Genomic DNA, 23487 nt, shown 5'->3' on the forward strand with positions numbered 1-23487 from the left:
TACTGCAGGGGGGACCCTGTGGGAGAGTAGGACGCCGCCGAACAATCATTGTGAAGAACCCCCACCCGATTTCGGGTGGGGGTTCTTTGCGTTGTATCGGCAGCTGCTGCGGAATGCCGCGGAGCCGCCGGTGACGGAATCGCGGACGGAATTACAGCGGGAGCTTGAACCCCAGGTGCGAGGGGACGAAGCCGAGGCGCTCGTAGAAGCGGTGGGCGTCGGTCCGGGTCACGTCGGAGGTGAGCTGGACGAGGTCGGAGCCGAGCTCGCGGGACCGGTCGATCGCCCATCGGATCAGGTCGGTGCCGAGGCCGGTGCCGCGCTCGTCCGCGTGGATCCGGACCGCCTCGATGATGGTGCGGGTGGACCCCTTGCGGGAGAGTCCGGGCACGACGGTCAGCTGCAGTGTCCCGACGGTTCGGCCGGCCCGCTCGGCGACGACCAGGTGCTGGTGCGGATCGGCGTCGAGGCGGGCGAAGGCGGCCAGGTAGGGAGTGAGGTCGTCGGGGCTCTCGCGGGCGGCACCCAGGGGGTCGTCGGCGAGCATGGCCACTATCGCCGGCAGGTCGTCGGTGCTGGCGCGGCGGATCGTCAGGTCGGTCATGATCACAGCCTAGGCGGGCCCGTGGGGAGCCCGGGGGCTCGTCCGGCGACCGCAGGCCGCCCAGATCTCCCCGCTGGGTGCCACAGCCCCCGCAACGGCCGCCACAGGCCGTCCGGAGCCGCCCCGGGAGCCGCCCCGGGAGGTGGCCCCGTTCAGGTGATCCGGCGTCACGCGCCGGGCAGCGCACTGGTGATGACGGCGAAGACGGCGCCGTGCGGGTCGACGAGCTGGGCGAGGCGGCCGACGCCGTGCACGTCCGTCGCGGGGATGCGGACGGTCGCGCCCAGCTGACCGGCCAGGGCGAGCGCGGCGTCCACGTTCGTGACCTCGAAGTAGGGGAGCCAGTGCGAGGTGGTGCCGGCGGCCGTCTGCTCGGGCCCGAGCTGCACGATGCCGCCGTGCGCGTCGTCGGTGCCGCCGCCGGCGGGGGTGAGGACGGTGTACGTCACGTCGCCCAGCGGGACGTCCTGCTCCTGCCAGCCGAAGGTGGCGCGGTAGAAGGCCTTCGCCGCCTCGGCGTCGACGCTGTAGCACTCGGCCCAGCAGAAGGTGCCCTGTTCGGTGACGGTGTCCAGCCCGCGGGTGTCGTGCGGCTGCCAGACGGCGAAGTCGGCCCCGGTGGGGTCGCGGTAGCCGGCCATGCGGCCGCTGCTGAACACGTCGAACGGGGCGAAGCGGACCGTGCCGCCGGCGGCGTCGACGAGTGCGGTGGTGCGGTCCGCGTCACGGGTGCTGAAGTAGATGGTCCAGCCGGGGTGGGCGCTGTCGTCGGTGAGCGGCCCGAGGGCGGCGACCGTGCGGCCGCCCTGCTGGAAGAAGCCGTAGCCGCCGGCTTCGGGCCCGGCCGAGGCGAAGGTCCAGCCGAAGACGGTGCCGTAGAAGGCCTCGGACGCGATGGTGTCGGGGCTGGCGAGGTCGAGCCAGTTGGGGGAGCCGGGGGTGAAGTCGGTGCTGAGCATGGTGGCGGTGCTCCTTGGGAGGGCCCGTCGTGGCGGGGCACGGGCGGGGACGGCGCCCCCCGGTTCCCCTCCAGCCTGGCATCAGGACGTCCGCTGTCGCACCCGGGCGGTACGGTGCGTAGCGGAACTGCACCCGCACTGATAAAGGGGGGCCCGGTGGCCAGGCAGACGCAGGCGGACCAGGCGCCGGTGCCGCGCCAGCTCGCTCAGGTCGAGGGCGTGCTGGAGCGGATCACGTATGCCAACGAGGAGACCGGCTACACGGTCGCCCGGGTGGACACCGGGCGTGGTGCGAACGACCTGCTGACGGTGGTGGGCGCGCTGCTGGGGGCGCAGCCGGGGGAGTCGCTGCGGCTGCACGGGCGGTGGGGTTCGCACCCGCAGTACGGCAAGCAGTTCGTGGTGGAGAACTACACCACGGTGCTGCCCGCGACGATCCAGGGCATCCAGCGCTATCTCGGCTCGGGTCTGATCAAGGGGATCGGGCCGCGGTTCGCGGAGCGGATCGTGGAGCGGTTCGGGGTGGACACCCTGGAGGTGATCGAGAACGAGCCGGGCCGGCTGATCGAGGTGCCGGGGCTGGGACCGAAGCGCACCAAGAAGATCGCGGCGGCCTGGGAGGAGCAGAAGTCCATCAAGGAGGTGATGGTCTTCCTGCAGGGGGTCGGCGTGTCGACGTCGCTCGCGGTACGGATCTACAAGCAGTACGGGGACGGCTCGATCGGGGTGGTGAAGAACGAGCCGTACCGGCTGGCGTCGGACGTCTGGGGCATCGGCTTCCTGACGGCGGACCGGATCGCGCAGGCGGTGGGGATTCCGCACGACAGTCCGGAGCGGGTGAAGGCGGGCCTGCAGTACGCGCTGTCGCAGAGCAGCGACCAGGGGCACTGCTATCTGCCGGAGGAGCGGCTGATCGCGGACGGGGTGAAGTTGCTCCAGGTGGACGTGGGGCTGGTGATCGACTGCCTGGCGGAGCTGGTGGCGACGGAGGGGGTGGTGCGGGAGTCGGTGCCGGGGGAGGGGGGTGAGCCGATCACCGCGGTCTACCTGGTGCCCTTCCACCGGGCGGAGATCTCGCTGGCCAACCAGCTGCTGCGGTTGCTGCGCTCGGAGTCGGACCGGATGCCGTGGTTCGCGGACGTGGACTGGCCGGCGGCGCTGGGGTGGCTGGCGAAGCGGACCGGGGCGGAGCTGGCGCCGGAGCAGGAGCAGTCGGTGCGGTTGGCGCTGACGGAGAAGGTGGCGGTGCTGACGGGCGGTCCCGGCTGCGGCAAGTCGTTCACGGTGAAGTCGATCGTGACGCTGGCGCTGGCGAAGCGGGCGAAGGTCGTCCTGGCGGCGCCGACCGGCCGGGCGGCGAAGCGGCTGGCCGAGCTGACCGGGGTGGAGGCCTCGACGGTGCACCGGCTGCTGGAGCTGCGGCCGGGCGGGGACGCGGCCTACGACCGGGACCGCCCGCTGGACGCCGATCTGGTGGTGGTGGACGAGGCGTCGATGCTGGACCTGATCCTGGCGAACAAGCTGGTCAAGGCGGTGGCGCCGGGGGCGCACCTGCTGTTCGTGGGGGATGTGGACCAGCTGCCGTCGGTGGGGGCCGGCGAGGTGCTGCGGGACCTGCTGGCCGACGCCGGCCCGGTCCCGTCGGTGCGGTTGACCAGGATCTTCCGGCAGGCCCAGCAGTCGGGGGTGGTGACCAACGCGCACCGGATCAACGAGGGGCTGCCGCCGTTGACGGAGGGCCTGCCGGACTTCTTCCTGTTCGTGGAGGACGACGCCGAGCTGGCGGCCGGGCTGACGGTGGACGTGGTGGCACGGCGGATCCCGCAGCGGTTCGGGTTCGACGCGCGCCGGGACGTCCAGGTGCTGGCGCCGATGCACCGGGGGCCGGCGGGCGCGGGGAATCTGAACACGCTGCTGCAGGCGGCGGTGACGCCGGCCCGGGAGGGGCTGGCGGAGCGGCGGTTCGGCGGGCGGACGTTCCGGGTGGGGGACAAGGTCACGCAGATCCGCAACAACTACGACAAGGGGCGCAACGGTGTCTTCAACGGCACCGTGGGAGTGGTGACCTCGTTGAGCGTGGACGACCAGCGGTTGACGGTGGTCACCGACGAGGACGAGGAGGTGCCGTACGACTTCGACGAGTTGGACGAGTTGGCGCACGCGTACGCGGTGACGATCCACCGGTCGCAGGGCAGCGAGTATCCCGTGGTGGTGATTCCGGTCACCACCTCCGCGTGGACGATGCTCCAGCGGAACCTGCTGTACACGGCCGTGACCAGGGCACGGAAACTGGTAGTGCTGGTGGGGTCACGCAAGGCGATCGGGCAGGCGGTTCGCACCGTCAGCGCAGGTAGGAGGCACGCCGCGCTGGATCATCGGCTGGCGACTGGATGATTCTCCAACGGATGGTTGCCTCTATTGTTCTCTTGACGTGAAGAGATTTACGGCAGAGCCTGGGGTGGTGCCGATCTTGTCCGGTTCGTACCGGCTGCGGCGGCAGGTTTTGTAGGGGCGGTCCCTTTCGGGCCACCCCGGGTGCGCGGCTGTCCGCCAGATGGGGGATGGTAGAGACAGTCAGGGCACCTTGGAAGAGGATTCATTTCGTCGGTGAGGAAGACGTGAGCGACAACTCGGTAGTACTGCGGTACCAGGACGGCGAGTACGAGTACCCCGTCGTCGAGAGCACTGCGGGCAACGCCGGCTTCGACATCTCGAAGCTGCTCCCGCAGACCGGCCTGGTCACCCTGGACAACGGCTTCGGTAACACCGCCGCGTACAAGTCCGCGATCACCTTCGTGGACGGCGACAACGGCATCCTGCGGTACCGCGGCTACCCGATCGAGCAGCTCGCCGAGCAGGGCAGCTTCATCGAGACCGCGTACCTCCTGATCAACGGTGAGCTGCCGACGGCGGACCAGCTGTCGGAGTTCAACCGCGAGATCACCCAGCACACCCTGCTGCACGAGGACGTCAAGCGCTTCTACCAGGGCTTCCCGCGCGACGCCCACCCGATGGCGATGCTGTCCTCGGTGGTGGGTGCGCTGTCCACCTTCTACCAGGACAGCCACAACCCGTTCGACGCCGCCCAGCGCCACCTGTCGACGGTCCGCCTGCTGGCGAAGCTCCCGACCATCGCGGCCTACGCGTACAAGAAGTCGGTCGGCCAGCCCTTCGTCTACCCGCGCAACGACCTGAGCTACGTCGAGAACTTCCTGCGGATGACGTTCGCCGTCCCCGCCGAGGACTACGAGCTCAACCCGGTCGTCGTCAACGCGCTCGACAAGCTGCTGATCCTGCACGCGGACCACGAGCAGAACTGCTCGACCTCCACCGTGCGCCTGGTGGGTTCCAGCCACGCCAACCAGTTCGCCTCGATCTCGGCCGGTATCTCGGCGCTCTGGGGTCCGCTGCACGGCGGCGCCAACCAGGCCGTGCTGGAGATGCTGGAGAGCATCCAGAAGGACGGCGGCGACGTCGACGCGTTCATCCGCAAGGTGAAGAACCGCGAGGACGGCGTCAAGCTGATGGGCTTCGGCCACCGCGTGTACAAGGCGTTCGACCCGCGCGCCGCGCAGGTCAAGCTGCTGGCGCACGAGGTGCTCGGCCAGCTCGGCAAGTCCGACGAGCTGCTCGACATCGCGCTGAAGCTGGAGGAGCACGCGCTCCAGGACGACTTCTTCGTCTCGCGCAAGCTCTACCCGAACGTGGACTTCTACACCGGCCTGATCTACCGCGCCATGGGCTTCCCGACCAGCATGTTCACCGTGCTGTTCGCCCTCGGCCGGCTGCCGGGCTGGATCGCCCACTGGCACGAGATGATCAACGACCCGACCAGCCGGATCGGCCGTCCGCGCCAGATCTACACCGGCACCGCGATCCGCGACTACGTGGGCCTCGAGGGCCGCTGACGACGCAGGACCCGTCAAGGGCCCGGCCGCATCGCGCGGCCGGGCCCTTCGCCGTCCCGCGCGAGGGTGGGAGACGTACAGCGCACGACTCCGGGGCGGCCGCAGCCGGGGACGGCCGCTCAAAGCGTCCCTGACCCGCCACACCCCGGCGTCGTGCGCGAAGGCCGCCAACAGTCGGCGACCGACCCGGGGCCCGCCGGAGCCCCGTCGGCGGCAGTGGTGGCCGTGCGGCGACGTGATGCCGTTCGCCACGTCTCCGCCCACCGAAAAACTGCCGCACTACCAACCTAAGACGTATCAGGGTGCGAGAAGTTACGCCCGGGGGGTGTGACCTGCCTCTCGCCACGCTCCGTGTGCGGGCCGTGGCCCGCCCATAGCACACGTTCCGACGGCCGCGACGTCACCCTCCCCGCAGTCACGGCAACCGAGCGTGATAGGAATCGTGGCATTCCGGTACGGACCGTCCCGCACCCTCGCAGCGTGGCGGCGGAACTGGGGAGGGAGTGCGCAGATGGCCAGGAACGTCGTTGTCACCGGCGGTGGCACGGGTATCGGGTACGAAGTGGCGCGGCGGTTCGCCGAGGCGGGCGAACAGGTCGTGATCGTGGGCCGTCGGCGGGCGGTGCTCGAACGGGCCGCGGCCGATCTGGGGCCGAACGTCACCCCGCTGGTCCGCGACCTCGCCGATCCCGACGACGTCGAGGCGGCGCTCGGCGAACTGCCGGAGCGCGTCGACGTCCTGGTGAACAACGCCGGCAGCCGGGAGACCGTGATCGGCGGCGGGCCGCACGCCCTGCTGGCCCGCTGGCGCGGCGACTTCGAGCGCAACGTGCTGAGTGTGGTGCTGCTCACCGAGTCCATCCGCGACCGGCTCACCCCGGGGGAGGGCCGGGTGGTCACCGTCAGCTCGATCGCGGCGCTGAACGGGGCCGGCTCGTACGGGGCCGCCAAGGCCTCGCTGCACGCCTGGAACCACTTCCTGGCCGCCCAGCTCGGCACCTCGGGGATCACGGCCAACATCGTCGCCCCGGGCACCGTGGCGGGCACCGAGTTCTTCGGCCCGCGGCTGGACGAGGCCGAGGTGTCCCGCCGGGCGGCCCGTACGCTGCTCGGCCGGATCGGCGAGGCGGGTGAGGTCGCCGCCGCGGTCTACTTCCTGGCCTCGCCCGAGGCCGGGTTCATCACCGGCGAGATCATGCACTGCAACGGCGGGGAACTGCTCGGGCGCTGACCGCCGGGGAACGGCCGAGGGGCCCGCACCGCGTCGCTCGCGGTGCGGGCCCCTCGGCGTCGGGGCGTTCGAGGCCTCAGGGCCGGTCCGGGACGGCAGCCCGGAACCGGCGCAGCCGGAGGCTGTTGGTGACCACGAAGACGGAGGAGAAGGCCATCGCGGCCCCCGCGATCATGGGGTTGAGGAGTCCGGCGGCGGCCAGTGGCAGGGCGGCGATGTTGTAGCCGAAGGCCCAGAAGAGGTTGCCCTTGATGGTGGCCAGGGTGCGGCGGGAGAGCCGGACGGCGTCGGCGGCGGCGAGCAGGTCGCCGCGGACGAGGGTGAGGTCGCTTGCCTCGATGGCGGCGTCGGTGCCGGTGCCCATGGCGAGTCCGAGGTCGGCCTGGGCGAGGGCGGCGGCGTCGTTGACCCCGTCGCCGACCATGGCCACGACCCGGCCCTCGGCCTGGAGCCGCCGCACGGTGGCGACCTTGTCCTGCGGCAGCACCTCGGCGATCACGTCGGTCGCCGCGATACCGACCTCGGCGGCCACCGCCTCGGCGACCAGCCGGTTGTCGCCGGTCAGCAGGACGGGCCGCAGGCCCAGCGCGCGCAGGGCGCGGACCGCCTCGGCGCTGGTCGGCTTGACGGCGTCGGCGACCTCCAGCACGGCGCGCGCCCCGCCGTCCCAGCCGACCGCGACGGCGGTCCGCCCGGCGGCCTCGGCGGCCGACTTGGCGTCCGCCAGCGCCCGTGGCAGCTCCCACCCGGCCAGCAGTGCCGCCCGGCCGGCGACGACGCGGTGGCCCTCGACGACGCCCCGCACTCCCAGGCCGGGGACGTTCTCGAACGCCTCGACCGGCGGCAGAGCGCCGGGGCGCTGGAGCGCGGCCGCCGCGACAGCGGCCCCGATCGGGTGCTCGGAGGCGTGTTCCAGGGCGCCGGCCAGGCGCAGCGCCTCGGTCTCGGTGACGCCGTCGGCGGTGTGGACGGCGAGCAGGGTCATCCGGCCGGTGGTGACGGTGCCGGTCTTGTCCAGGACGACGGTGTCCACCCGGCGGGTCGACTCCAGCACCTCCGGGCCCTTGATCAGGATGCCCAGCTGCGCGCCCCGGCCGGTGCCGACCATCAACGCGGTCGGGGTGGCCAGGCCCAGGGCGCACGGGCAGGCGATGATCAGCACCGCGACCGCGGCCGTGAACGCCTCGGTCGGGCTGTCGGAGACCAGCAGCCAGCCGATCAGGGTGCCGAGCGCGATCAGGATGACGGCGGGGACGAAGACGGCGGAGATCCGGTCGGCCAGCCGCTGGGCGGCGGCCTTGCCGTTCTGGGCGTCCTCGACCAGCTTGGCCATCCGGGCGAGCTGGGTGTCGGCGCCGACCCGGGTGGCCTCGACGACCAGCCGGCCGCCGGCGTTGACGGTGGCGCCGGTGACGGTGTCGCCGACCGCGACCTCGACCGGGACGGACTCGCCGGTCAGCATCGAGGCGTCCACCGCGGAGGACCCCTCGACCACGGTGCCGTCGGTGGCGATCTTCTCGCCCGGACGGACCACGAAGCGCGTCCCGGGGGTCAGCCGGTCCACCGGCAGCCGGATCTCGGCGCCGTCCCGGAGTACCGAGACGTCCTTGGCCCCCAGGTCGAGCAGGGCGTGCAGGGCGGCGCCGGCGCGGCGCTTGGAGCGCGCCTCCAGGTAGCGGCCGAGCAGGATCAGCACGGTGACGGCGGCGGCCGTCTCCAGGTAGAGGGTGGAGGAGGCGTCGGTGTCGCCGATCGACAGCGAGAACGCGTGCCGCATCCCGGTCATCCCGGCGTGGCCCCAGAACAGGGCCCAGAAGGACCAGCCGAAGGCGGCCAGGGTGCCGAGCGAGACCAGGGTGTCCATGGTCGCGGCGCCGTGCTTCAGGTTGGTCCAGGCGGCCCGGTGGAACGGCAGCCCGCCGTAGACGACGACCGGACCGGTGAGGGCGAAGGCCAGCCACTGCCAGTTGGCGAACTGCAGGGACGGGATCATCGACAGCATGACCACCGGCACACTGAGGACGGCGCTGATCAGCAGCCGGTCCAGCAGCGGGTCGGCGGCGGGCCGCTCCGGGGCGGGGGCCGGCCCGGCGGGGTCGGCGGTCGGTTCGGCGGCCGGTGGCGCGGGGAGTTCGGCGCTGTAGCCGGTGTTCTCGACGGTGGTGATGAGGTCGGCCACGCTCACGCCCGGTCCGAAGTCGATCCGGGCCTTCTCGGTGGCGTAGTTGACCGTGGCCTCGACGCCCTCCATCCGGTTGAGCTTCTTCTCGATCCGGGCCGCGCAGGAGGCACAGGTCATCCCGCCGATCGACAGCTCGACGCGGTCCCGTACCGCGGCTCCGCCGTCCTGGTCACGCGGGCCGCCCGCGGCGGCGGCCGGGTCCGCGGCGGTGTCGGCCGGGGTGGAGGCGCTCATGCTGATCAGCTCCTTGGGGAGGGTGCGCGGCGGGGGCCGGGGCGAGCGGCCCCCGCCGCGCCGAGGGGGCTCAGACGGAGCGGCCGACCAGCTCGTAGCCGGCCTCGTCGACGGCCGCGCGGATCTGGTCGTCGTCGAGCGGGGCCGCGGAGGAGACCGTCACGGTGCCGGCCTTGGCGTCGGCCGCCACCTGGGTGACGCCGGCCAGCGCGGTGAGCTCCTTGCTGACCGAGCTCTCGCAGTGGCCGCAGCTCATGCCGGTCACGGTGTAGGTGATGGTGCTGGACATCGGGGCCTCCGGGAGGTCTGTACGGCCGCGGGCATGCGCCCGGGCTCTCACTCTTGATGACACCATACCCCTGCGGGGTATTCCCCAAAGAAGGGGGTGGTGTGGTGTGGATCGCATCGGGACGCGGTCCGACAGCAGAGCGTATGCGCCTGGACACGCTGCGCCCGAATCCGCGCCGGGTGGCGGGCGGATTCGGGCGCGACGGGTGGCGCGGAGGGCCCGGCGGGGGCGGCGGGGGCGGCCGGGTCCGCTAGGCGGGCGCCGACGGGTACTGGGCCGGGATCGGGGTGGCCCGCTCGCGGCGGACCAGCAGGCGCAGCCAGAGCAGGCCGCCGAGCGAGACCACGATCAGCCCCAGCGTGTCGTAGAGCGTGTAGAGGTGGACCTGCTCGGTGGTCGGGTTCGGCATGTAGCCGAGGTCGAACAGCGCGCGCTGCCAGTCGCTGGTGGTGGTCCGGGCGACCAGCCAGACGGCGATGCCGCTCATGCTGTCCCAGCACGCGTGCAGCAGCGCGACGCCCAGGTAGGTGAGCACGACCGGGAGCGTGCAGCGGAAGTGGCCCCCGCGCCGCTCGCGGAACAGCACCCCGCCGAGGATGGCCGTCCACAGGATGTGGCCGACCGGTGCCAGTACCCCGCGCAGGATCTCCGTCTCCACCAGGTTCTTGAGCGAGAGGCCCTGGATGCTGAGCACCGCGTTGAAGGCGTACCCGGCGCTCTCGAAGGCGGCGAAGCCGGCGCCGACGGTGGCGCCCAGGACCAGCCCGTAGCGCGTTCCGCCGACCCGCAGTCGCCGGCAGATCATGATCAGGGCGGCGAGCTTGACCGCCTCCTCGATCAGGCCGACGCCGACGTACATCCAGATCGAGGGGGAGAGCAGGTAGGTCTCCAGGACCGAGGCGCCGAGGACACCGATGATCCCGCCGATGCCGAAGCAGGCGAAGATCCGGTCCGGGCCCAGGTCGGCGGCGTACCGCTCGTACGCCCAGACCACCATCGTGGCCGGTACGAGGAAGCTGCCGAGCAGCACGATCGTCGGCACCAGGTTGCTGTTCCCGGTGAGGAAGGTGACGGCGACGGTGGCGATCCAGAGCAGTAGGCCGATCAGGAAGACCCTGAGCCATTGGTCGGACCGTGCCGCCGTGCGCGTCGGCGGGGCGGAGATGCGGGGGGTGTTGCGGTATCCGGACACCGTTGATGGCCTCCCTTGTGTAGCCGCTTTAGTCGCACTGTATGACAAATAGGTCATTTCGGTACCGATTGGCCCAGTGCGGCGGGCGTGGGTCGGCCCACCGGTCCGGAGTGCGGGGGTGGCGGCGCTGATCGTCCGTTATGTTCGAGAGGTGTTCCCGATCCGCCGAGCCCAGTCGCCCGCGGTCCCCACCGCCACGGGACTGCCGCCGGCGCGGCGGCGCGGCGCGCTGCTGGCGGCCGACCTCCAGGACGTGCCGTTCTGGCGCCGGGCCAGCCCCGCCCTGGTCGCGGTCCTGCTGGTCGGGCTCGCCGACCTGCTCTCCGGCAAGGACCGCTACCTCGCGCCGCTGATGACGGTGGTGCCCACCATCGCCGCGCTCACCCTGCGGCCGCTCGAACTGCTGATGGTCTGCCTGCTCGGCCTGTTCACGGTGTTCGGCCTCAGCCACTACGACGAGGTCGACAACGTCAACGACGAGCGCTTCCTCTACGGCGCGATGGTCAGCTACCTGCTGCTCACCGTGTTCTCCGCCTGGGTGGCCAAGATCCGCATGCGCCGGGCCGCCGCCTTCGCGGCCGTGAGCTCCGTCGCGGAGGCCGCTCAGCGGGCGCTGCTGCGGCTGCCGGGGCCGGTGGTCGGACCGCTGCACCTCGCGGTGCGGTACGTGTCGGCCGCCGACGCCTCCCGGATCGGCGGGGACCTCTACTCGGTGCTGGAGACCCCGCACGGCACCCGCGTGGTGGTCGGGGACGTCCGGGGCAAGGGGCTCGGCGCGGTGCAGACCGCCGCCGTGGTGCTCGGGTCCTTCCGCGAGGCCGCCTACGACGAGGCCGGGCTGCGCGGGGTCGCGGCCCGGATCGAGGCCAGCGTCGAGCGGCACGCCCCCGACGGCGAGTTCACCACCGCGCTGTTCGCCGAGTTCCGCACACCGGGGGTGATGGAGCTGCTGCAGTACGGGCACGTCCCGCCGATCCGGGTGGACCACGAGGGCGGGGCGCACGTGCTGCACGCGCCCGACCCCTGGGTGCCGCTCGGCCTGGGCCGGCTGGCCGTCGGGGAGCCGGCCAGCTGGAACCAGCCGTTCGGCCCCGAGGACGTGCTGGTGCTCTGCACCGACGGCGTGATCGAGGCCCGGCACCGGGCGAACGGCGACTTCTATCCGCTGGCGGAGCGGGTCGGCCCACTGGTCCGGGGCGCGGCCCGCTCCGCGGCGGAGCTGGAGGCGGCGGTCGGCCGGGTCTACGCCGACCTGCTGGAGCACACCGGCGGGGAACTGCGGGACGACGCGCTGCTGCTGCTGATCACCCGGACGGACCGGTAGGGCGGGAGGGCCGGCCTAACCCCGCTCTCCCGCGGCGACCTCCGCGAGGGCGCGGAAGAGCAGGGCGGTGGAGGTGGCGCCCGGGTCCTGGTGGCCGACGCTGCGCGGGCCGAGGTAGGAGGCGCGGCCCTTGCGCGCCTGGAGCGGCACCGTCGCCAGCGCACCCTGCTCGGCGGCGTCCGCCGCGGCCCCGGCGGCCCGCGGCAGGTCGGCGCCCGCCGCCACCGCCCCGCGGTACGCGGCCAGGGCCGGGGTGTAGGCGTCCACGATGGTCTTGTCGCCCGGCTCGGCCTTGCCGAGGGCCTGGACCGCCCGCAGCCCCTCGGCCAGCGCCTCGCCGAACGCGGCCGGGCCGGCCGGTCCGGGCAGGGCGGCGCCCAGGGCGCGGAAGGCCTTCCCGTACAGCGGGCCGGAGGCCCCGCCGACCTTGGAGATCAGCGTGCTGCCGACCTTGGTCAGCACCGCCCCGGGGCTGTCGGGGGTGAGCGCGTCCAGCGCGGCGAGCACGGCGGTGAAGCCGCGCCGCAGGTTGCTGCCGTGGTCGCCGTCCCCGATCGCCGAGTCCAGCTCGGTGAGCCGCCCCTGTTCCTTCTCGACCGCGACCGCGATCGCGCGCACCCAGGCCTCGGCCAGCGCGGTGTCGAACTCCATGACCGTTCCTCCTCCGTCAGGCCCGCTTGAGCGCGGGGGTGTCCACCGGGGCGTCCCAGAGGTCCAGCAGCCGGGCGTCGGCCTTGGTCAGGGTGAGCGAGAAGCCCGCCATGTCCAGGCTGGTCACGTAGTTCCCGACCAGACTGCGGGCCACCGTGATGCCGCGCTCGGCCAACCGGGCGCTGACCTCGCCGTAGACGATGTACAGCTCCAGCAGGGGGGTGGCGCCGAGGCCGTTCAGCAGGGCGATCACCTCGTCGCCGGCGGTCAGCCGGTGGTCGGCGAGCACGGTCTCCACCACCTCGGTGGCGAGCTCGCGGGCCGGGCGGAGCTTCTCGCGCCGGCGGCCGGGCTCGCCGTGGATGCCGACGCCGACCTCGATCTCGTCCTCCGGCAGGTCGAAACCGGGCTTGCCGGCGGCCGGGGCGGTCGCGGCGGTCAGCGCGATCGCGAACGACCGGGAGGCGGCGTTGACCTCCGCGCCCACGGCGGCCACCTCGTCCAGCGCGGCGCCGCGTTCGGCCAGCGCGCCGGCGATCTTCTCCACCAGCACGGTCGCGCCGGTGCCCCGCCGGCCGGCCGTCCAGGTCGAGTCCTCGACCGCGACGTCGTCGTCGACCAGCACCGTGCGGACCTCGATGCCCTCCTCGGCGGCCAGTTCGGCGGCGAGCTCGAAGTTCATCACGTCGCCGGTGTAATTCTTCACGACGAAGACCACCCCGGCGCCGGAGTCCACGGCCTTGGCGGCGGCCAGCATCTGGTCCGGCACGGGGGAGGTGAACACCTCGCCCGGACAGGCGGCGTCCAGCATGCCCGGGCCGACGAAACCGCCGTGCAGCGGTTCGTGGCCGGAACCGCCGCCGGACACCAGCGCGACCTTCGACGCGTCCGGGCGGACCGCGCGGGTGATCACCCGGTTCGCGACATCCACCGTCAACTCCGGGTGGGCGGCGGCGACTCCGGCCAAGGCGTCCTCCAGGACGCTCTCCGGGGTATTGATCAGCTTCTTCACGGCGCTTCGCTCCCTCGGCAGACGGTGCTGACCCGACGCTACGCCAGACGGGGGCGGCCGGCACGGGGTGCGACACGCGCGCGGACGGGCCGCGGTACGACACGCGGGGCCGGGCGGCCCACTCCCGCGGAGCCGCGGGGCGGTCGTAGGGTCGGCGGTATGAGCGACTACGTGGGCATCGTCCTGGTCTCGCACAGCGCACAGCTCGCCGCCGGGCTGCGGGAGTTGCTGGCGGAACTCGCCTCGGACGCGGTACGGGTGGTGGTGGCGGCCGGCACCGAGGACGGCGGGCTCGGGACGAGCTACGACCTGATCGCCCGCGCCGTCGCGGAGGCGGACGGCGGGGCGGGCGCGGTGGTCCTGGCGGACCTCGGCAGCTCGGTGCTGACCGCCGTCGCGCTGCTGGAGGACGAGCCGCGCCCCGGGGTGGTGCTGGTGGACGCGCCGTTCGTGGAGGGCGCGGTCGCGGCCGCGGTGACGGCGTCCACCGGGGCGGCCGTCGCCGAGGTGGCCGCGGCCGCCGAGGACGCGCGGGCGTTCCGCAAGCTGTAGCCGGTGCCGGTGCGGCGGCCGGGCCGGGCCGGGCCGGTGCCGGGCCCGGCTACTTGGCGTCGGCGTAGCAGTCCACCACGGCGGTGGTGAGCGGGAACCGGACCGGGGTGTCCCCGAACACCAGCCGGCGGGCCTCGTCGGCCGCCTCGGCGACGGCGGCGGCCACCTGGTCCGCCAGGTTCGCCGGGGTGTGCACCACCACCTCGTCGTGCTGGAAGAACACCAGGTGCGGCCGGTCGGCCGGGTCGGCGGCGGGCAGCGCGCCCAGCCGCCGGCGCAGCGCCGCGAGCAGGGCGAGCGCCCAGTCCGCCGCGCTGGCCTGGATCACGAAGTTGCGGGTGAAGCGGCCCCGGGCGCGCGCCGAGCGGCCGCCGGCGTCCCCCGCCGTCTCGGGCGCCTCGGTGAGGTCGAGCCAGTCGGCGGAGGGCGGCGGGCAGACCCGGCCCAGCCGGGAGGCGACCACGCCGCCGTCCTCGCCGGTCCGGGCGGCCGCCTCGACGTAGCCCATGGCGGCCGGGTAGCGGCGGCGCAGAGTCGCGAGCAGCGGGCCGATGTCCCCGCCGGTCTGGCCGTACATGGCGCCGAGCAGGCCGAGCTTGGCCTTGTCGCGGTCCCCCTGGAAGGCGGAGGCGGCCAGCGCCTCGTACAGGTCGCCGGCGGCGGCGGCGCGGGCCAGCGCGGCGTCCTGGGAGAGCGCGGCCAGCACCCGCGGCTCCAACTGGGCGGCGTCGGCGACGACGAGCAGCCACCCGGGGTCGGCGACGACGGCGCGGCGCAGGATGCGCGGGATCTGCAGGGCGCCGCCGCCCCGGCTGGCCCAGCGGCCGGAGACCACGCCGCCGACCACGTACTCGGGCCGGAACCGGCCGGCGCGGGCCCAGGCGTCCTGCCAGGCCCAGCCGTGCGCGGCGTGGATCCGGGCGAGCTCCTTGTAACGGACCATCAGCGCGGCGGCCGGGTGGTCCACGGCCTTCAGCTCCCAGGACCGGGTGGAGCCGAGCTGGATGCCCCGGTCGGCGAAGGCGCGCAGTACCTGGCTGTGCGAGTCGGGGTTGAACGGGCGGCCGCCGAGGGCGTCCTGGAGCTCGACGGACAGCTCGGCGAGCCGCCTGGGCTGGGTGCCGGGAACGGTCGGACGGGGGCCGAGCAGCTCGGTGAGCAGCCGGTCGTGGATGTCGGTGCGCCAGGGCAGGCCGTCGTGGGCCATCTCGGCGGCCACCAGCGCGCCGGCCGACTCGGCGGCGACCAGCAGCCGGAACCGGGAGCGGGCACCCGGATCGGTGATCGCGGCGAGCCGGCGCTGCTGCTCGGCGTGCACGGCGGCCACGGCGGCCAGTGCGTCGGCCCCGGGCGGCAGTTGGAGCCGGTCGGGGGCGAACAGGGTGTCCTGGCCGTCCCCGGCCTCCGCGGTGCCGGGCTCGGGAAGGTCGGCCGGGACAGGCAGCCCGTGCAGCCGGGCCCAGGCGGCGCCGAGCGAGCGGGGCGCGCCGAACCGGCCCTCCTGTCCCAGCAGCAGGGCCTCGACCAGCCGCAGGTCATGGCAGCGGGCGAGCCGCTCGGGCAGCCGGGGGAGCAGGGGCGCGTAGGCGCTGTCGGTGGCCGCCCAGACCCAGCGGGGGTGTTCGGCGGCCTCCCGCTCGGCGACGGCGGCCGCGAGGTCCGCCACGGCGGCGGGCGGGCCGAGCGGCGCGCCGGCGTCGTCGAGAGGCTGCAACCGCCCGCCCGGGCCGTGCGGGTCGGGGACGAGGGCGATCCGGGGTGCCACCGGGGGCTCCTCCTCTCGTGCGTACGGGCTGCGGACCTCGACGGTAACCGGTGGGTACGACAACCGGTGTAGGCGCGCGTACCGGCCGATGCGCCGGTGTCCGGGCCGTGCGCCACCCGCCCGGCCGGGGGCGTTTGCCGGGCCGTTGCCACGGCGTAGGGTCGGCGAAATGACCGAGAACCCGTTCTTCAGGCCCAGCACCCTGGTCTACGAACTGCCCCCCTTCGCCGAGATCCGGGAAGAGCACTACCTGCCCGCCTTCGAGCGCGGGATGGCCGAGCAGCTCGCCGAGATCGCCGAGATCGCCGCCAACCCGGAGCCGCCGACCTTCGACAACACCCTGATCGCGCTGGAGCGCTCGGGTGCGCTGCTGAAGCGGGTCGGCGCGGTCTTCGACAACCAGGTCTCCTCGGACACCACGCCCGGCGTGGACGGCGTGGACGCCGAGGTCAGCCCGCGGCTGGCGGCGCACCGGGACGCGATCCACCTGGACGCGGCGCTGTTCGCCCGGATCGAGGAGCTGTACGGGCGGCGGGCCGGGCTCGGCCTGGACGAGGAGTCGCTGCGGCTGCTGGAGCGGCGGCACACCGCCTTCGTCCGGGCCGGTGCCCGGCTCGGCGCCGCCGACCAGCGGCGGCTGCGCGAGCTGAACGCCGAACTGGCCGCCGGCGCGTCGGCGTTCCGGCGCAATGTGTCGGCGGACTCGAAGGCGCGGGCGCTGGTGCTGGACTCCGCGGCGGAGCTGGCCGGGCTCTCGCCGGACGCGATCGCCGGCGCGGCCGAGAACGCCCGGGCACTCGGGCACGACGGCAAGTACGTGCTGAGCCTGAAGAACTTCTCCAACCAGACCGAGCTGGCCTTCCTCACCGACCGCTCGGTGCGCGAGCGCCTGCTGGCGGCCTCGCTGGGTCGCGCGGCACGGACCAACGGCCCGCTGGCGATCCGGATGTCCGCGCTGCGCGCCGAGCGCGCCCGGCTGCTCGGGTACGACACGCACGCGGCCTACGTGGTGGCGGACGAGACGGCCGGCACGGTCGAGGCGGTCGACGCACTGCTGGCCCGGCTGGTGCCGCCGGCGGTGGCCAACGCCCGGCGGGAGGCGGTGGAGCTGGCCGGGGCGGCGGCCGCCGACGGGATCGAGGAGATCGCCGCGCACGACTGGGCGTACTACGCGGAGCTGGTCCGGCAGTCCTCGTACCGGGTGGACGCGGCGGCGCTGCGCCCCTGGTTCGAGCTGGAGCGGGTGCTGCGCGACGGCGTCTTCTTCGCCGCCACCCTGGCGTACGGGGTGACCTTCACCGAGCGTCCGGACCTCACCGCGTACCACCCGGACGTGCGGGTCTTCGAGGTGTTCGAGGAGGACGGCGGTTCGCTCGGCCTGTTCCTCGGGGACTTCCACGCCCGGGCGTCCAAGCGCGGCGGCGCCTGGATGGACGAACTGGTCACCCAGTCGCGGCTGCTGGGCCGGCGCCCGGTGGTGATGAACAACCTGAACGTGGCCCGCCCGGCGCCGGGCGAGCCGGTGCTGCTCTCCTGGGACGAGGTGCGCACGCTGTTCCACGAGTTCGGCCACGCGCTGCACGGGCTCTTCTCCGACGTGCGCTACCCGTACTTCGCCGGGACGGACGTGCCGCGGGACTTCGTGGAGTTCCCCTCGCAGGTCAACGAGATGTGGATGGTCCGGCCCGAGGTGCTGGCCAACTACGCCAAGCACCATGTGACCGGCGAGCCGCTGCCGGCCGAACTGGTCGGGCGGATGGCGGCGGCCGAGGGCTTCGGACAGGGCCAGCGGACCGTCGAGTACCTGGCGGCGACGCTGCTCGACCTGGCCTGGCACACCGTGCCGCAGGGCCAGGAGATCGCGGACGCCGAGGAGTTCGAGGCGCGGGCGCTGGCGAAGGCCGGGCTCGCGGTGGCGGCGATCCCGCCGCGCTACCGGACGGCGTACTTCTCGCACGTCTTCGCCGGCGGGTACAGCGCGGGCTACTACGCGTACATCTGGTCCGAGGTGCTGGACGCCGAGACGGTGGACTGGTTCCGGGACAACGGCCGCGGCGTGCGGGAGAGCGGCGAGGTGTTCCGCCGCGAGCTGCTGTCGCGCGGGGACAGCCGGGACGCACTGGACTCCTTCCGCGCGGTGGTCGGGCGCGACCCGCGGACCGGTCCGCTGCTGGCCCGCCGCGGTCTGGCGTAACGGTGGCCCGCCCCGCCGGGCCCGCCACCGGGGCCCGGTGGGGGTCGGCGGGGCGGGGCACCGGGCCTCAGCGGGGTGTGAGGGTCACCGTGACCGGGGTGCCCGGGCGGCTGTGCGGCAGGCGGATCCGGGCGGTGCCGGCCCGGCCGCCGGCCGGCTGGTCGAGCTCGACCCGGGCGCCCGCCGGGGTGACGGAGATCCGCGCGCCGGCGGGGAACGCGGTGGCGGGCAGCACCAGTTCGGTGCTCCGGCCGGTGCCGTCGGCGGTCCACCGCACGAGGTGGCCGCCCGGGGCCGGGCCGGTGCGCACGGCCGTCCCGGCGACCGCCACCGGGTAGGGGCCGAAGGCCGGTTCGTCGCCGGGGGCGGGGCGGCCGGCCGGATCGAGCGCGCAGTACCCGCCGTCGCCCCGGCACCAGTACCACATCGCCCAGCCGGCGGCGAAGCCGTCCATGGCCGCGACCTGACGGCGGACCAGCTGGGCGTTGCCCGGGGTCCGCGCGCTCGGCGGCCCCCACTCGCCGACCAGGACCGGCAGGTGGTGGGCGGCGGGGTAGGCGGTGATCGCGGCGGTGTAGTTCTCGACGAAGCCGCCGGAGGCGTCCCAGTCGGCGCCGTTCTCGACGGCGGTGTCGTAGAAGTGCGGCGCGTAGCCGAGCCGGGGCGCGCCGGGGCGCGGGTCGGTGAAGCCGGGCAGCCGGGTGGGCACGCCCTGGCCGACCAGCACGGTCGGCTCCACGAACAGCCAGGCGCGGGAGTCCACCCGGCGCACGGCCCGGATCAGCCGGCGGTACATGTCGGCGAGGCGGCCCTGTTCGAGGGCGGCGGACGCGGCGGCGAGCACGGCCGGGTCGGTCGGGTCGCCGTCGACCGGTCCGAACGGCTCGTTGAACAGGTCGTAGCCCAGGAGCGAGGGGTGGTCGCGCAGTTCGCGGGCCAGCCGGGTGTAGAAGTCGGCCTGCCAGGCGCGCAGGTCCGGGTCGTCGTAGAGGTGGCGGAAGGCGGCCTGGACGGCGGGCTGGAAGTAGCCGGCGAACCAGTCGTCCGGGTCCGGGGTGAACGGCAGCCCGTCGTCGCGGGTGGCCCAGAGCGGGATGCCGCGGTCGCCGCCGCCGTACTTCGGCCCGTAGACGTCCTGGTGGAAGTCGACCAGGGTCAGCACCCGGTGGCGGTCGGCCCAGTCGAGCACCTGGTTCAGGCGGCGCAGTTCGGCCGGGTCGAGGTGCCCTCGGGTGGGCTCCAGCCTGGTCCAGGAGACGGCCACCCGGATCAGCGTGAAGCCCTGGGCGGCCAGGGACGCGATGTCCTGCTCGGTGGCCTCGGCGTACTTGTCGAGGTTGAAGCCGCGGAGCCGGAGCCGGCGGCCGGTGGCGTCGGTGAGGTCGGTGGTGCCGTCCGGGGCGGTGGCGGTGCCGGTGGGGAACCCGGCCCGGGCGGGCCGGCCGCGGTCGTGGGGGCTGTCCTGGGCGCTGTCCCGTGTGCTGTCCCGGGCGGCGCTGTCCGGGGCCTGGACCCCGGGTCGGTCCGGGCGCGCGGTCGCGGACGCGGAGGTCGGGGCGGCCAGGGCGGCGGTGGTGGCGAGCAGGAGGGCAACGGCGGTGCGGCGCAGGCGCATCGGGACCTCGCGGGATCTCGCGGAGCGGGGCTGGGGCCCGATGATGCCCGGATTGCCGTGTACCGCACAAGGGTTCAGACCGGCGGTACGTCCGCGGCCGGGGCGGGCAGGGCGGCGGTCGGCAGATCGGCGGCGGCCGCGAGCCGGCCCCAGAGCAGGTCGGCGAGCGCCTGCACCATCCGGGTGCGCGAGCAGGGTCTGGACTCCAGCCACCAGTCGCCGGCCGCCAGCACCATGCCGGTGATGCCCCGGCCCCAGGCCTCGGCGAGTAGTTCACGGTCGGCCCCGAGGTCGACCTGGCTCTGGACGGCCCGGGTGATCTCCTCGGCGATCTGGCGCAGCGCCGGGGCGAGCGCGTTGCCGATCCCGGACGGGTCGCCCGGCTCGGGGTGGGTCAGCAGCCGGTAGACCTGCGGGCGGGCCTCGATCCCGGCGAGGTAGGTGTCCAGCACGTGCTCGACGCGGTCGCGGCGCTCCAGCGGTTCGCTCAGCGCGGCCCGTACGGCGGCCAGCAGACCGCTGGTGTGGCGCTCGGTCAGCGCCCGGATCAGGCCGGTCCGGTCGCCGAAGTGGCGGTACAGGATCGGCTTGGTGATCCCGGCCTCGGCGGCGATGGCGTTCATGCTGGCGCCCGGGCCCTCCCGCTGGACCACCCGGTCGGCGGCGTTGAGCAGCTGCTCCCGGCGGGGTTCGTCGGCGGGCGGCATGGGGGCTCCTGGCGGGTCTGGCCGACGGGGTTCCGGCTGCGGGAGGGGGGCGGTGCTGGGGCGGGGCGGTGGTGCGGGTGATGCGGGTGGTGCGGAGTGCGGGGCGGGTGCGCCGCGGCGCCGCCGGGTGGTGGACGTTGACATTCCTACCTATGAGTAGCAGACTCCCCGCGATGTTACCCCCGGTAACACCTGTCCGACACCGCTTCAGCCCGCCCTCGCACCCGCCGCCGGTCCGGCGGCGGGGGCCCCTTCGACCGGAGGCATCATGAGCACGTTCTCGCTGGACCCGGGCGCGGACCAGCTCGCCGTACGCGACTGGCTGCACGGCTTCGCCGCCGAGGTGATGCGCCCCGCCGCGGCCGAGTGGGACGAGCGCGAGGAGACCCCCTGGCCGGTCATCCAGGAGGCCGCCAAGATCGGCGTCTACTCGCTGGACTTCTACGCCCAGCAGTACTTCGACCCCTCCGGCGTGGGCATCCCGATCGCCATGGAGGAACTGTTCTGGGGCGACGCGGGCATCGGCCTGTCCATCGTCGGCACCACGCTGGCCGCCGTCGCCGTGCTGGCCAACGGCACCGAGGAGCAGATCGGCACCTGGGCGCCGCAGATGTTCGGCACCCCGGACGACGTCAAGGTGGCCGCGTTCTGCTCCTCCGAGCCGGACGCCGGCTCGGACGTCTCCGCGCTGCGCACCAAGGCCGTCTACGACGAGGCCAAGGACGAGTGGGTGCTGAACGGCACCAAGACCTGGGCGACCAACGGCGGGATCGCCGCCGTCCACGTGGTGGTGGCCACCGTCGACCCGGCGCTCGGCGCGCGCGGGCAGGCCTCCTTCGTGGTGCCGCCGGGCACACCCGGGCTCAGCCAGGGCCAGAAGTTCAAGAAGCACGGCATCCGCGCCTCGCACACCGCCGAGGTGGTCCTGGACGGCGTCCGGCTGCCCGGGCACTGCCTGCTCGGCGGCAAGGAGCGGCTGGACGAGCGGCTGGCCCGGGCCCGCGAGGGGGCCGAGCGCGGCGGCGGCCGGGGCAACGCGGCGATGGCCACCTTCGAGGCCTCCCGGCCGGCCGTCGGGGCGCAGGCGATCGGGATCGCCCGGGCCGCGTACGAGGTGGCGCTGGACTACGCGAAGACCCGGGTGCAGTTCGGCCGCCCGATCATCGACAACCAGGGGGTGGCCTTCCAGCTCGCGGACATGAGGACCCGGATCGACGCCGCGCGGCTGCTGGTCTGGCGGGCCTCCTGGATGGCGGCGAACAACCAGCCGTTCACCGCGGCCGAGGGCTCGATGTCCAAGCTCTACGCGGGTGAGACCGCCAAGTGGGTCACCGCGCAGGCGATGCAGATCCTCGGCGGCAACGGCTTCACCCGCGAGTACCCGGTCGAGCGGATGCACCGGGACAGTGCGATCTACTCGATCTTCGAGGGCACCAGTGAGATCCAGCGGCTGGTGATCGCCCGCGCGATCTCGGGGATGCCGATCCGCTGAGCGCGCGGGTCGGGCGGGGCCCGGGGCGGACCCTAGCGTGCCGCCCAGAAGGTGAGCCCGGCGGTGAGGGCGCCCACCACCGCGCCGACCACGGTCTGCGCGGTGGTGTGGTCCCGCAGCACCACCCGGGACCAGCCGATCAGCGCGACCAGCGGGCCGAGCAGCAGCCACCAGGGGCCGAGCGCGACGGCCAGGCAGACCACCGCGCCGCTCGCCACCGCGGTGTGCACCGAGACCTTCCACCAGACGGTGATCACCAGGATCGGGACCAGCGAGGCGAACATCGCCAGCACCACGGCGGTCAGGTCGGCCGGCGCGTCCAGCCGGAGCATCACCGCGAAGCTGGTCAGCACCGACCCCATGATGAACGGGATCACCGTCAGCCGCCGCCGTCGGTGGCCGACGTGCCGGTCCTCCAGGGTCCCCTTGCGGATGCCGCGCCGGATGAACAGGGTCGGCACGACGGCCGCGAACAGAGCGGCGAACGCCGCCCAGCCGAGGCCCTCCCAGCCGTAGCGCAGCACGCCCAGCAGCGGCAGCATCGCGATGATCACGTTCTTCGGCTCGACGCCGTCGGTGACCCGGCGGGCCCAGATCGTGGTGCTCGTCGGTGCGGTCATCGCGCGGGGTGCTCCTGGCGGCTTGGCTGGACTTTCGATCGGATGATCGTAATGGTCGCCGCGCGAGGGGTCAGAACCGGGGCGGGCGGCCCTCCAGGAAGGCCGCGAGGCCCTCGCGGATGTCCGGGGTCTCGCGCGCCCGCAGCTCCCAGGGGCGCACCGCCTCGGCGGCCCGCTCCGGCGGGACGGCCAGCGCCGCCTTGACCGCGCCGATCGTCTGCGGCGAGCGCGTGGTCAGCAGCCGGGCGAACTCCAGGGCCGCGGCGTCCAGTTCGGCGTCCGGCAGGACCCGGTCGGCGAGACCGGTCGCGGCGCTCTCCCGGCCGGTCACCAACTCGCCCGAGAAGAGCAGGTACTTGGCGCGGGACGGGCCCACCAGCCGGGCCAGCCGCACGGTCGGCACCGCCCGGTAGACCACGCCGAGCTTGGCCGGGGTGATGCCCAGCCGGGCGTCCTCGGCGACGAACCGCAGGTCGCAGGCGACGGCCAGCTGGCAGCCGCCGCCGACACAGGCACCGTGCACCACCGCGACCGTCGGGTGCGGGAAGGCCGCCAGCGCCTCCTCGGCGGCGACGTTGGCGGTGTGGTAGTCGTCGGCGCGGTCCGGGTCGGCGTAGATCTCCGCCATCTCGGCGATGTCCGCGCCGGCGCTGAAGGTGCCGCCCGCACCGGTCACCAGCAGGGCCCGCAGACCGGGCTGTTCGGCGAGCCGGAGCAGGACCTTCGGCAGCGCCTGCCAGATCGCCAGGGTGACGGCGTTGCGCCGGTGCGGCCGGTCGAACTCCAGCACCGCGACGCCGTCCTCGCCGGTGTAGGCGTTGAGGCCGTCGACCTGGGTGGGCAGGGGGGAGCGGTCCCGCGTGAGCAGCGGCTGGTTCATGCGCACCTCCGGAGTCGTGGTGCGGACACTCTCTCAGGCCCGGCCGCGGGCCGGTCGGGCGGACCGGCCACCCAGC

The 23487-nt window shown here is 73.9% G+C and carries 19 protein-coding genes; 7 read left to right on the top strand and 12 right to left on the bottom strand.

Features of this window, described 5'->3' with window-relative positions; all coding sequences use genetic code 11:
* Nucleotides 1–151 precede the first annotated feature (151 nt).
* Both ACIQTO_RS21500 and ACIQTO_RS21505 read right to left on the bottom strand, forming a co-directional pair.
* Nucleotides 152–604 carry a GNAT family N-acetyltransferase gene (locus tag ACIQTO_RS21500; protein WP_402390248.1) on the bottom strand — a complete coding sequence of 151 codons (453 nt, stop codon included), beginning with the start codon at nt 602–604 and terminating at the stop codon, nt 152–154.
* 167 nt (nt 605–771) lie between these two features.
* Nucleotides 772–1563: a VOC family protein gene (locus tag ACIQTO_RS21505; RefSeq protein ID WP_402390250.1), complete on the bottom strand. Its 792-nt coding sequence runs from the start codon at nt 1561–1563 to the stop codon at nt 772–774.
* Between the two features lie 156 nt (nt 1564–1719).
* Here ACIQTO_RS21505 and ACIQTO_RS21510 point away from each other — a divergent pair, with 156 nt between their 5' ends.
* The 3 genes from ACIQTO_RS21510 to ACIQTO_RS21520 all read left to right on the top strand — a co-directional run bounded on the left by ACIQTO_RS21510 (nt 1720) and on the right by ACIQTO_RS21520 (nt 6702).
* Nucleotides 1720–3957: an ATP-dependent RecD-like DNA helicase gene (locus ACIQTO_RS21510; protein WP_402390253.1), complete on the top strand. Its 2238-nt coding sequence runs from the start codon at nt 1720–1722 to the stop codon at nt 3955–3957.
* A gap of 224 nt (nt 3958–4181) precedes the next feature.
* Nucleotides 4182–5471 carry a citrate synthase gene (locus ACIQTO_RS21515; protein WP_402390255.1) on the top strand — a complete coding sequence of 430 codons (1290 nt, stop codon included), beginning with the start codon at nt 4182–4184 and terminating at the stop codon, nt 5469–5471.
* Between the two features lie 511 nt (nt 5472–5982).
* A complete protein-coding gene (locus ACIQTO_RS21520) occupies nt 5983–6702 on the top strand; it encodes an SDR family NAD(P)-dependent oxidoreductase (protein ID WP_402390258.1) in 720 nt (239 codons plus the stop codon).
* Between the two features lie 76 nt (nt 6703–6778).
* Here ACIQTO_RS21520 and ACIQTO_RS21525 read toward each other — a convergent pair whose 3' ends face one another.
* The 3 genes from ACIQTO_RS21525 to ACIQTO_RS21535 all read right to left on the bottom strand — a co-directional run bounded on the left by ACIQTO_RS21525 (nt 6779) and on the right by ACIQTO_RS21535 (nt 10599).
* On the bottom strand, nt 6779–9118 hold the full coding sequence (locus ACIQTO_RS21525) for a heavy metal translocating P-type ATPase (RefSeq protein WP_402390261.1): 2340 nt from the start codon (nt 9116–9118) through the stop codon (nt 6779–6781).
* Nucleotides 9119–9188: 70 nt separating this feature from the next.
* Nucleotides 9189–9407: a heavy-metal-associated domain-containing protein gene (locus ACIQTO_RS21530; protein WP_380579522.1), complete on the bottom strand. Its 219-nt coding sequence runs from the start codon at nt 9405–9407 to the stop codon at nt 9189–9191.
* A 250-nt stretch (nt 9408–9657) separates the two neighbouring features.
* Complete coding sequence (locus tag ACIQTO_RS21535; RefSeq protein WP_402390264.1) at nt 9658–10599, bottom strand: PrsW family intramembrane metalloprotease; 942 nt, start codon at nt 10597–10599, stop codon at nt 9658–9660.
* Between the two features lie 151 nt (nt 10600–10750).
* Between ACIQTO_RS21535 and ACIQTO_RS21540 the strand changes: the two genes are divergently transcribed.
* A complete protein-coding gene (locus tag ACIQTO_RS21540; protein WP_402390267.1) occupies nt 10751–11923 on the top strand; it encodes a PP2C family protein-serine/threonine phosphatase in 1173 nt (390 codons plus the stop codon).
* A gap of 15 nt (nt 11924–11938) precedes the next feature.
* On the opposite strand, the gene dhaL is transcribed toward ACIQTO_RS21540, so the two are convergent.
* Complete coding sequence (gene dhaL, locus ACIQTO_RS21545) at nt 11939–12574, bottom strand: dihydroxyacetone kinase subunit DhaL (protein ID WP_402390269.1); 636 nt, start codon at nt 12572–12574, stop codon at nt 11939–11941.
* A 16-nt stretch (nt 12575–12590) separates the two neighbouring features.
* Nucleotides 12591–13586 (bottom strand): dihydroxyacetone kinase subunit DhaK, encoded by a 996-nt coding sequence (gene dhaK / locus ACIQTO_RS21550; RefSeq protein WP_402390272.1) that lies wholly within the window; start codon nt 13584–13586, stop codon nt 12591–12593.
* 159 nt (nt 13587–13745) lie between these two features.
* Here dhaK and dhaM point away from each other — a divergent pair, with 159 nt between their 5' ends.
* Entirely contained in the window at nt 13746–14138 is a 393-nt protein-coding gene (gene dhaM / locus ACIQTO_RS21555) for a dihydroxyacetone kinase phosphoryl donor subunit DhaM (RefSeq protein ID WP_402390275.1), read from the top strand.
* A 49-nt stretch (nt 14139–14187) separates the two neighbouring features.
* On the opposite strand, the gene ACIQTO_RS21560 is transcribed toward dhaM, so the two are convergent.
* Nucleotides 14188–15903, bottom strand: a complete 1716-nt coding sequence (locus ACIQTO_RS21560; RefSeq protein WP_402390278.1) for a bifunctional 3'-5' exonuclease/DNA polymerase — start codon at nt 15901–15903, stop codon at nt 14188–14190.
* Between the two features lie 169 nt (nt 15904–16072).
* Between ACIQTO_RS21560 and ACIQTO_RS21565 the strand changes: the two genes are divergently transcribed.
* On the top strand, nt 16073–18097 hold the full coding sequence (locus ACIQTO_RS21565; RefSeq protein ID WP_402390280.1) for a M3 family metallopeptidase: 2025 nt from the start codon (nt 16073–16075) through the stop codon (nt 18095–18097).
* 67 nt (nt 18098–18164) lie between these two features.
* Here the strand turns inward: ACIQTO_RS21565 and ACIQTO_RS21570 are convergent, their stop codons facing one another.
* A complete protein-coding gene (locus ACIQTO_RS21570; RefSeq protein WP_402390283.1) occupies nt 18165–19712 on the bottom strand; it encodes a cellulase family glycosylhydrolase in 1548 nt (515 codons plus the stop codon).
* Nucleotides 19713–19786: 74 nt separating this feature from the next.
* The gene (locus ACIQTO_RS21575) at nt 19787–20419 is read right to left on the bottom strand and encodes a TetR family transcriptional regulator (RefSeq protein ID WP_402390285.1); all 633 of its coding nucleotides are present in this window, start codon (nt 20417–20419) and stop codon (nt 19787–19789) included.
* A gap of 268 nt (nt 20420–20687) precedes the next feature.
* Between ACIQTO_RS21575 and ACIQTO_RS21580 the strand changes: the two genes are divergently transcribed.
* A complete protein-coding gene (locus tag ACIQTO_RS21580) occupies nt 20688–21911 on the top strand; it encodes an acyl-CoA dehydrogenase family protein (RefSeq protein ID WP_402390288.1) in 1224 nt (407 codons plus the stop codon).
* Between the two features lie 32 nt (nt 21912–21943).
* Here ACIQTO_RS21580 and ACIQTO_RS21585 read toward each other — a convergent pair whose 3' ends face one another.
* Complete coding sequence (locus tag ACIQTO_RS21585) at nt 21944–22531, bottom strand: hypothetical protein (RefSeq protein WP_402390290.1); 588 nt, start codon at nt 22529–22531, stop codon at nt 21944–21946.
* A gap of 70 nt (nt 22532–22601) precedes the next feature.
* Nucleotides 22602–23411: an enoyl-CoA hydratase/isomerase family protein gene (locus tag ACIQTO_RS21590; RefSeq protein ID WP_402390293.1), complete on the bottom strand. Its 810-nt coding sequence runs from the start codon at nt 23409–23411 to the stop codon at nt 22602–22604.
* Nucleotides 23412–23487 lie beyond the last annotated feature (76 nt).

The sequence above is a fragment of the Kitasatospora sp. NPDC091207 genome, from assembly GCF_044768625.1.
In the GTDB taxonomy this organism is placed as follows: Bacteria; Actinomycetota; Actinomycetes; order Streptomycetales; family Streptomycetaceae; genus Kitasatospora.

Excerpts from the sequence above, each read along its gene's own strand:
- dhaM (WP_402390275.1), top strand. The coding sequence starts at position 13,746 with ATGAGCGACTACGTGGGCATCGTCCTGGTCTCGCACAGCGCACAGCTC.
- ACIQTO_RS21525 (WP_402390261.1), bottom strand. The coding sequence starts at position 9,118 with ATGAGCGCCTCCACCCCGGCCGACACCGCCGCGGACCCGGCCGCCGCC.
- ACIQTO_RS21580 (WP_402390288.1), top strand. The coding sequence starts at position 20,688 with ATGAGCACGTTCTCGCTGGACCCGGGCGCGGACCAGCTCGCCGTACGC.
- dhaL (WP_402390269.1), bottom strand. The coding sequence starts at position 12,574 with ATGGAGTTCGACACCGCGCTGGCCGAGGCCTGGGTGCGCGCGATCGCG.
- ACIQTO_RS21530 (WP_380579522.1), bottom strand. The coding sequence starts at position 9,407 with ATGTCCAGCACCATCACCTACACCGTGACCGGCATGAGCTGCGGCCAC.
- ACIQTO_RS21575 (WP_402390285.1), bottom strand. The coding sequence starts at position 20,419 with ATGCCGCCCGCCGACGAACCCCGCCGGGAGCAGCTGCTCAACGCCGCC.
- ACIQTO_RS21500 (WP_402390248.1), bottom strand. The coding sequence starts at position 604 with ATGACCGACCTGACGATCCGCCGCGCCAGCACCGACGACCTGCCGGCG.
- ACIQTO_RS21570 (WP_402390283.1), bottom strand. The coding sequence starts at position 19,712 with ATGCGCCTGCGCCGCACCGCCGTTGCCCTCCTGCTCGCCACCACCGCC.
- ACIQTO_RS21505 (WP_402390250.1), bottom strand. The coding sequence starts at position 1,563 with ATGCTCAGCACCGACTTCACCCCCGGCTCCCCCAACTGGCTCGACCTC.
- ACIQTO_RS21520 (WP_402390258.1), top strand. The coding sequence starts at position 5,983 with ATGGCCAGGAACGTCGTTGTCACCGGCGGTGGCACGGGTATCGGGTAC.
- ACIQTO_RS21585 (WP_402390290.1), bottom strand. The coding sequence starts at position 22,531 with ATGACCGCACCGACGAGCACCACGATCTGGGCCCGCCGGGTCACCGAC.
- ACIQTO_RS21590 (WP_402390293.1), bottom strand. The coding sequence starts at position 23,411 with ATGAACCAGCCGCTGCTCACGCGGGACCGCTCCCCCCTGCCCACCCAG.
- ACIQTO_RS21565 (WP_402390280.1), top strand. The coding sequence starts at position 16,073 with ATGACCGAGAACCCGTTCTTCAGGCCCAGCACCCTGGTCTACGAACTG.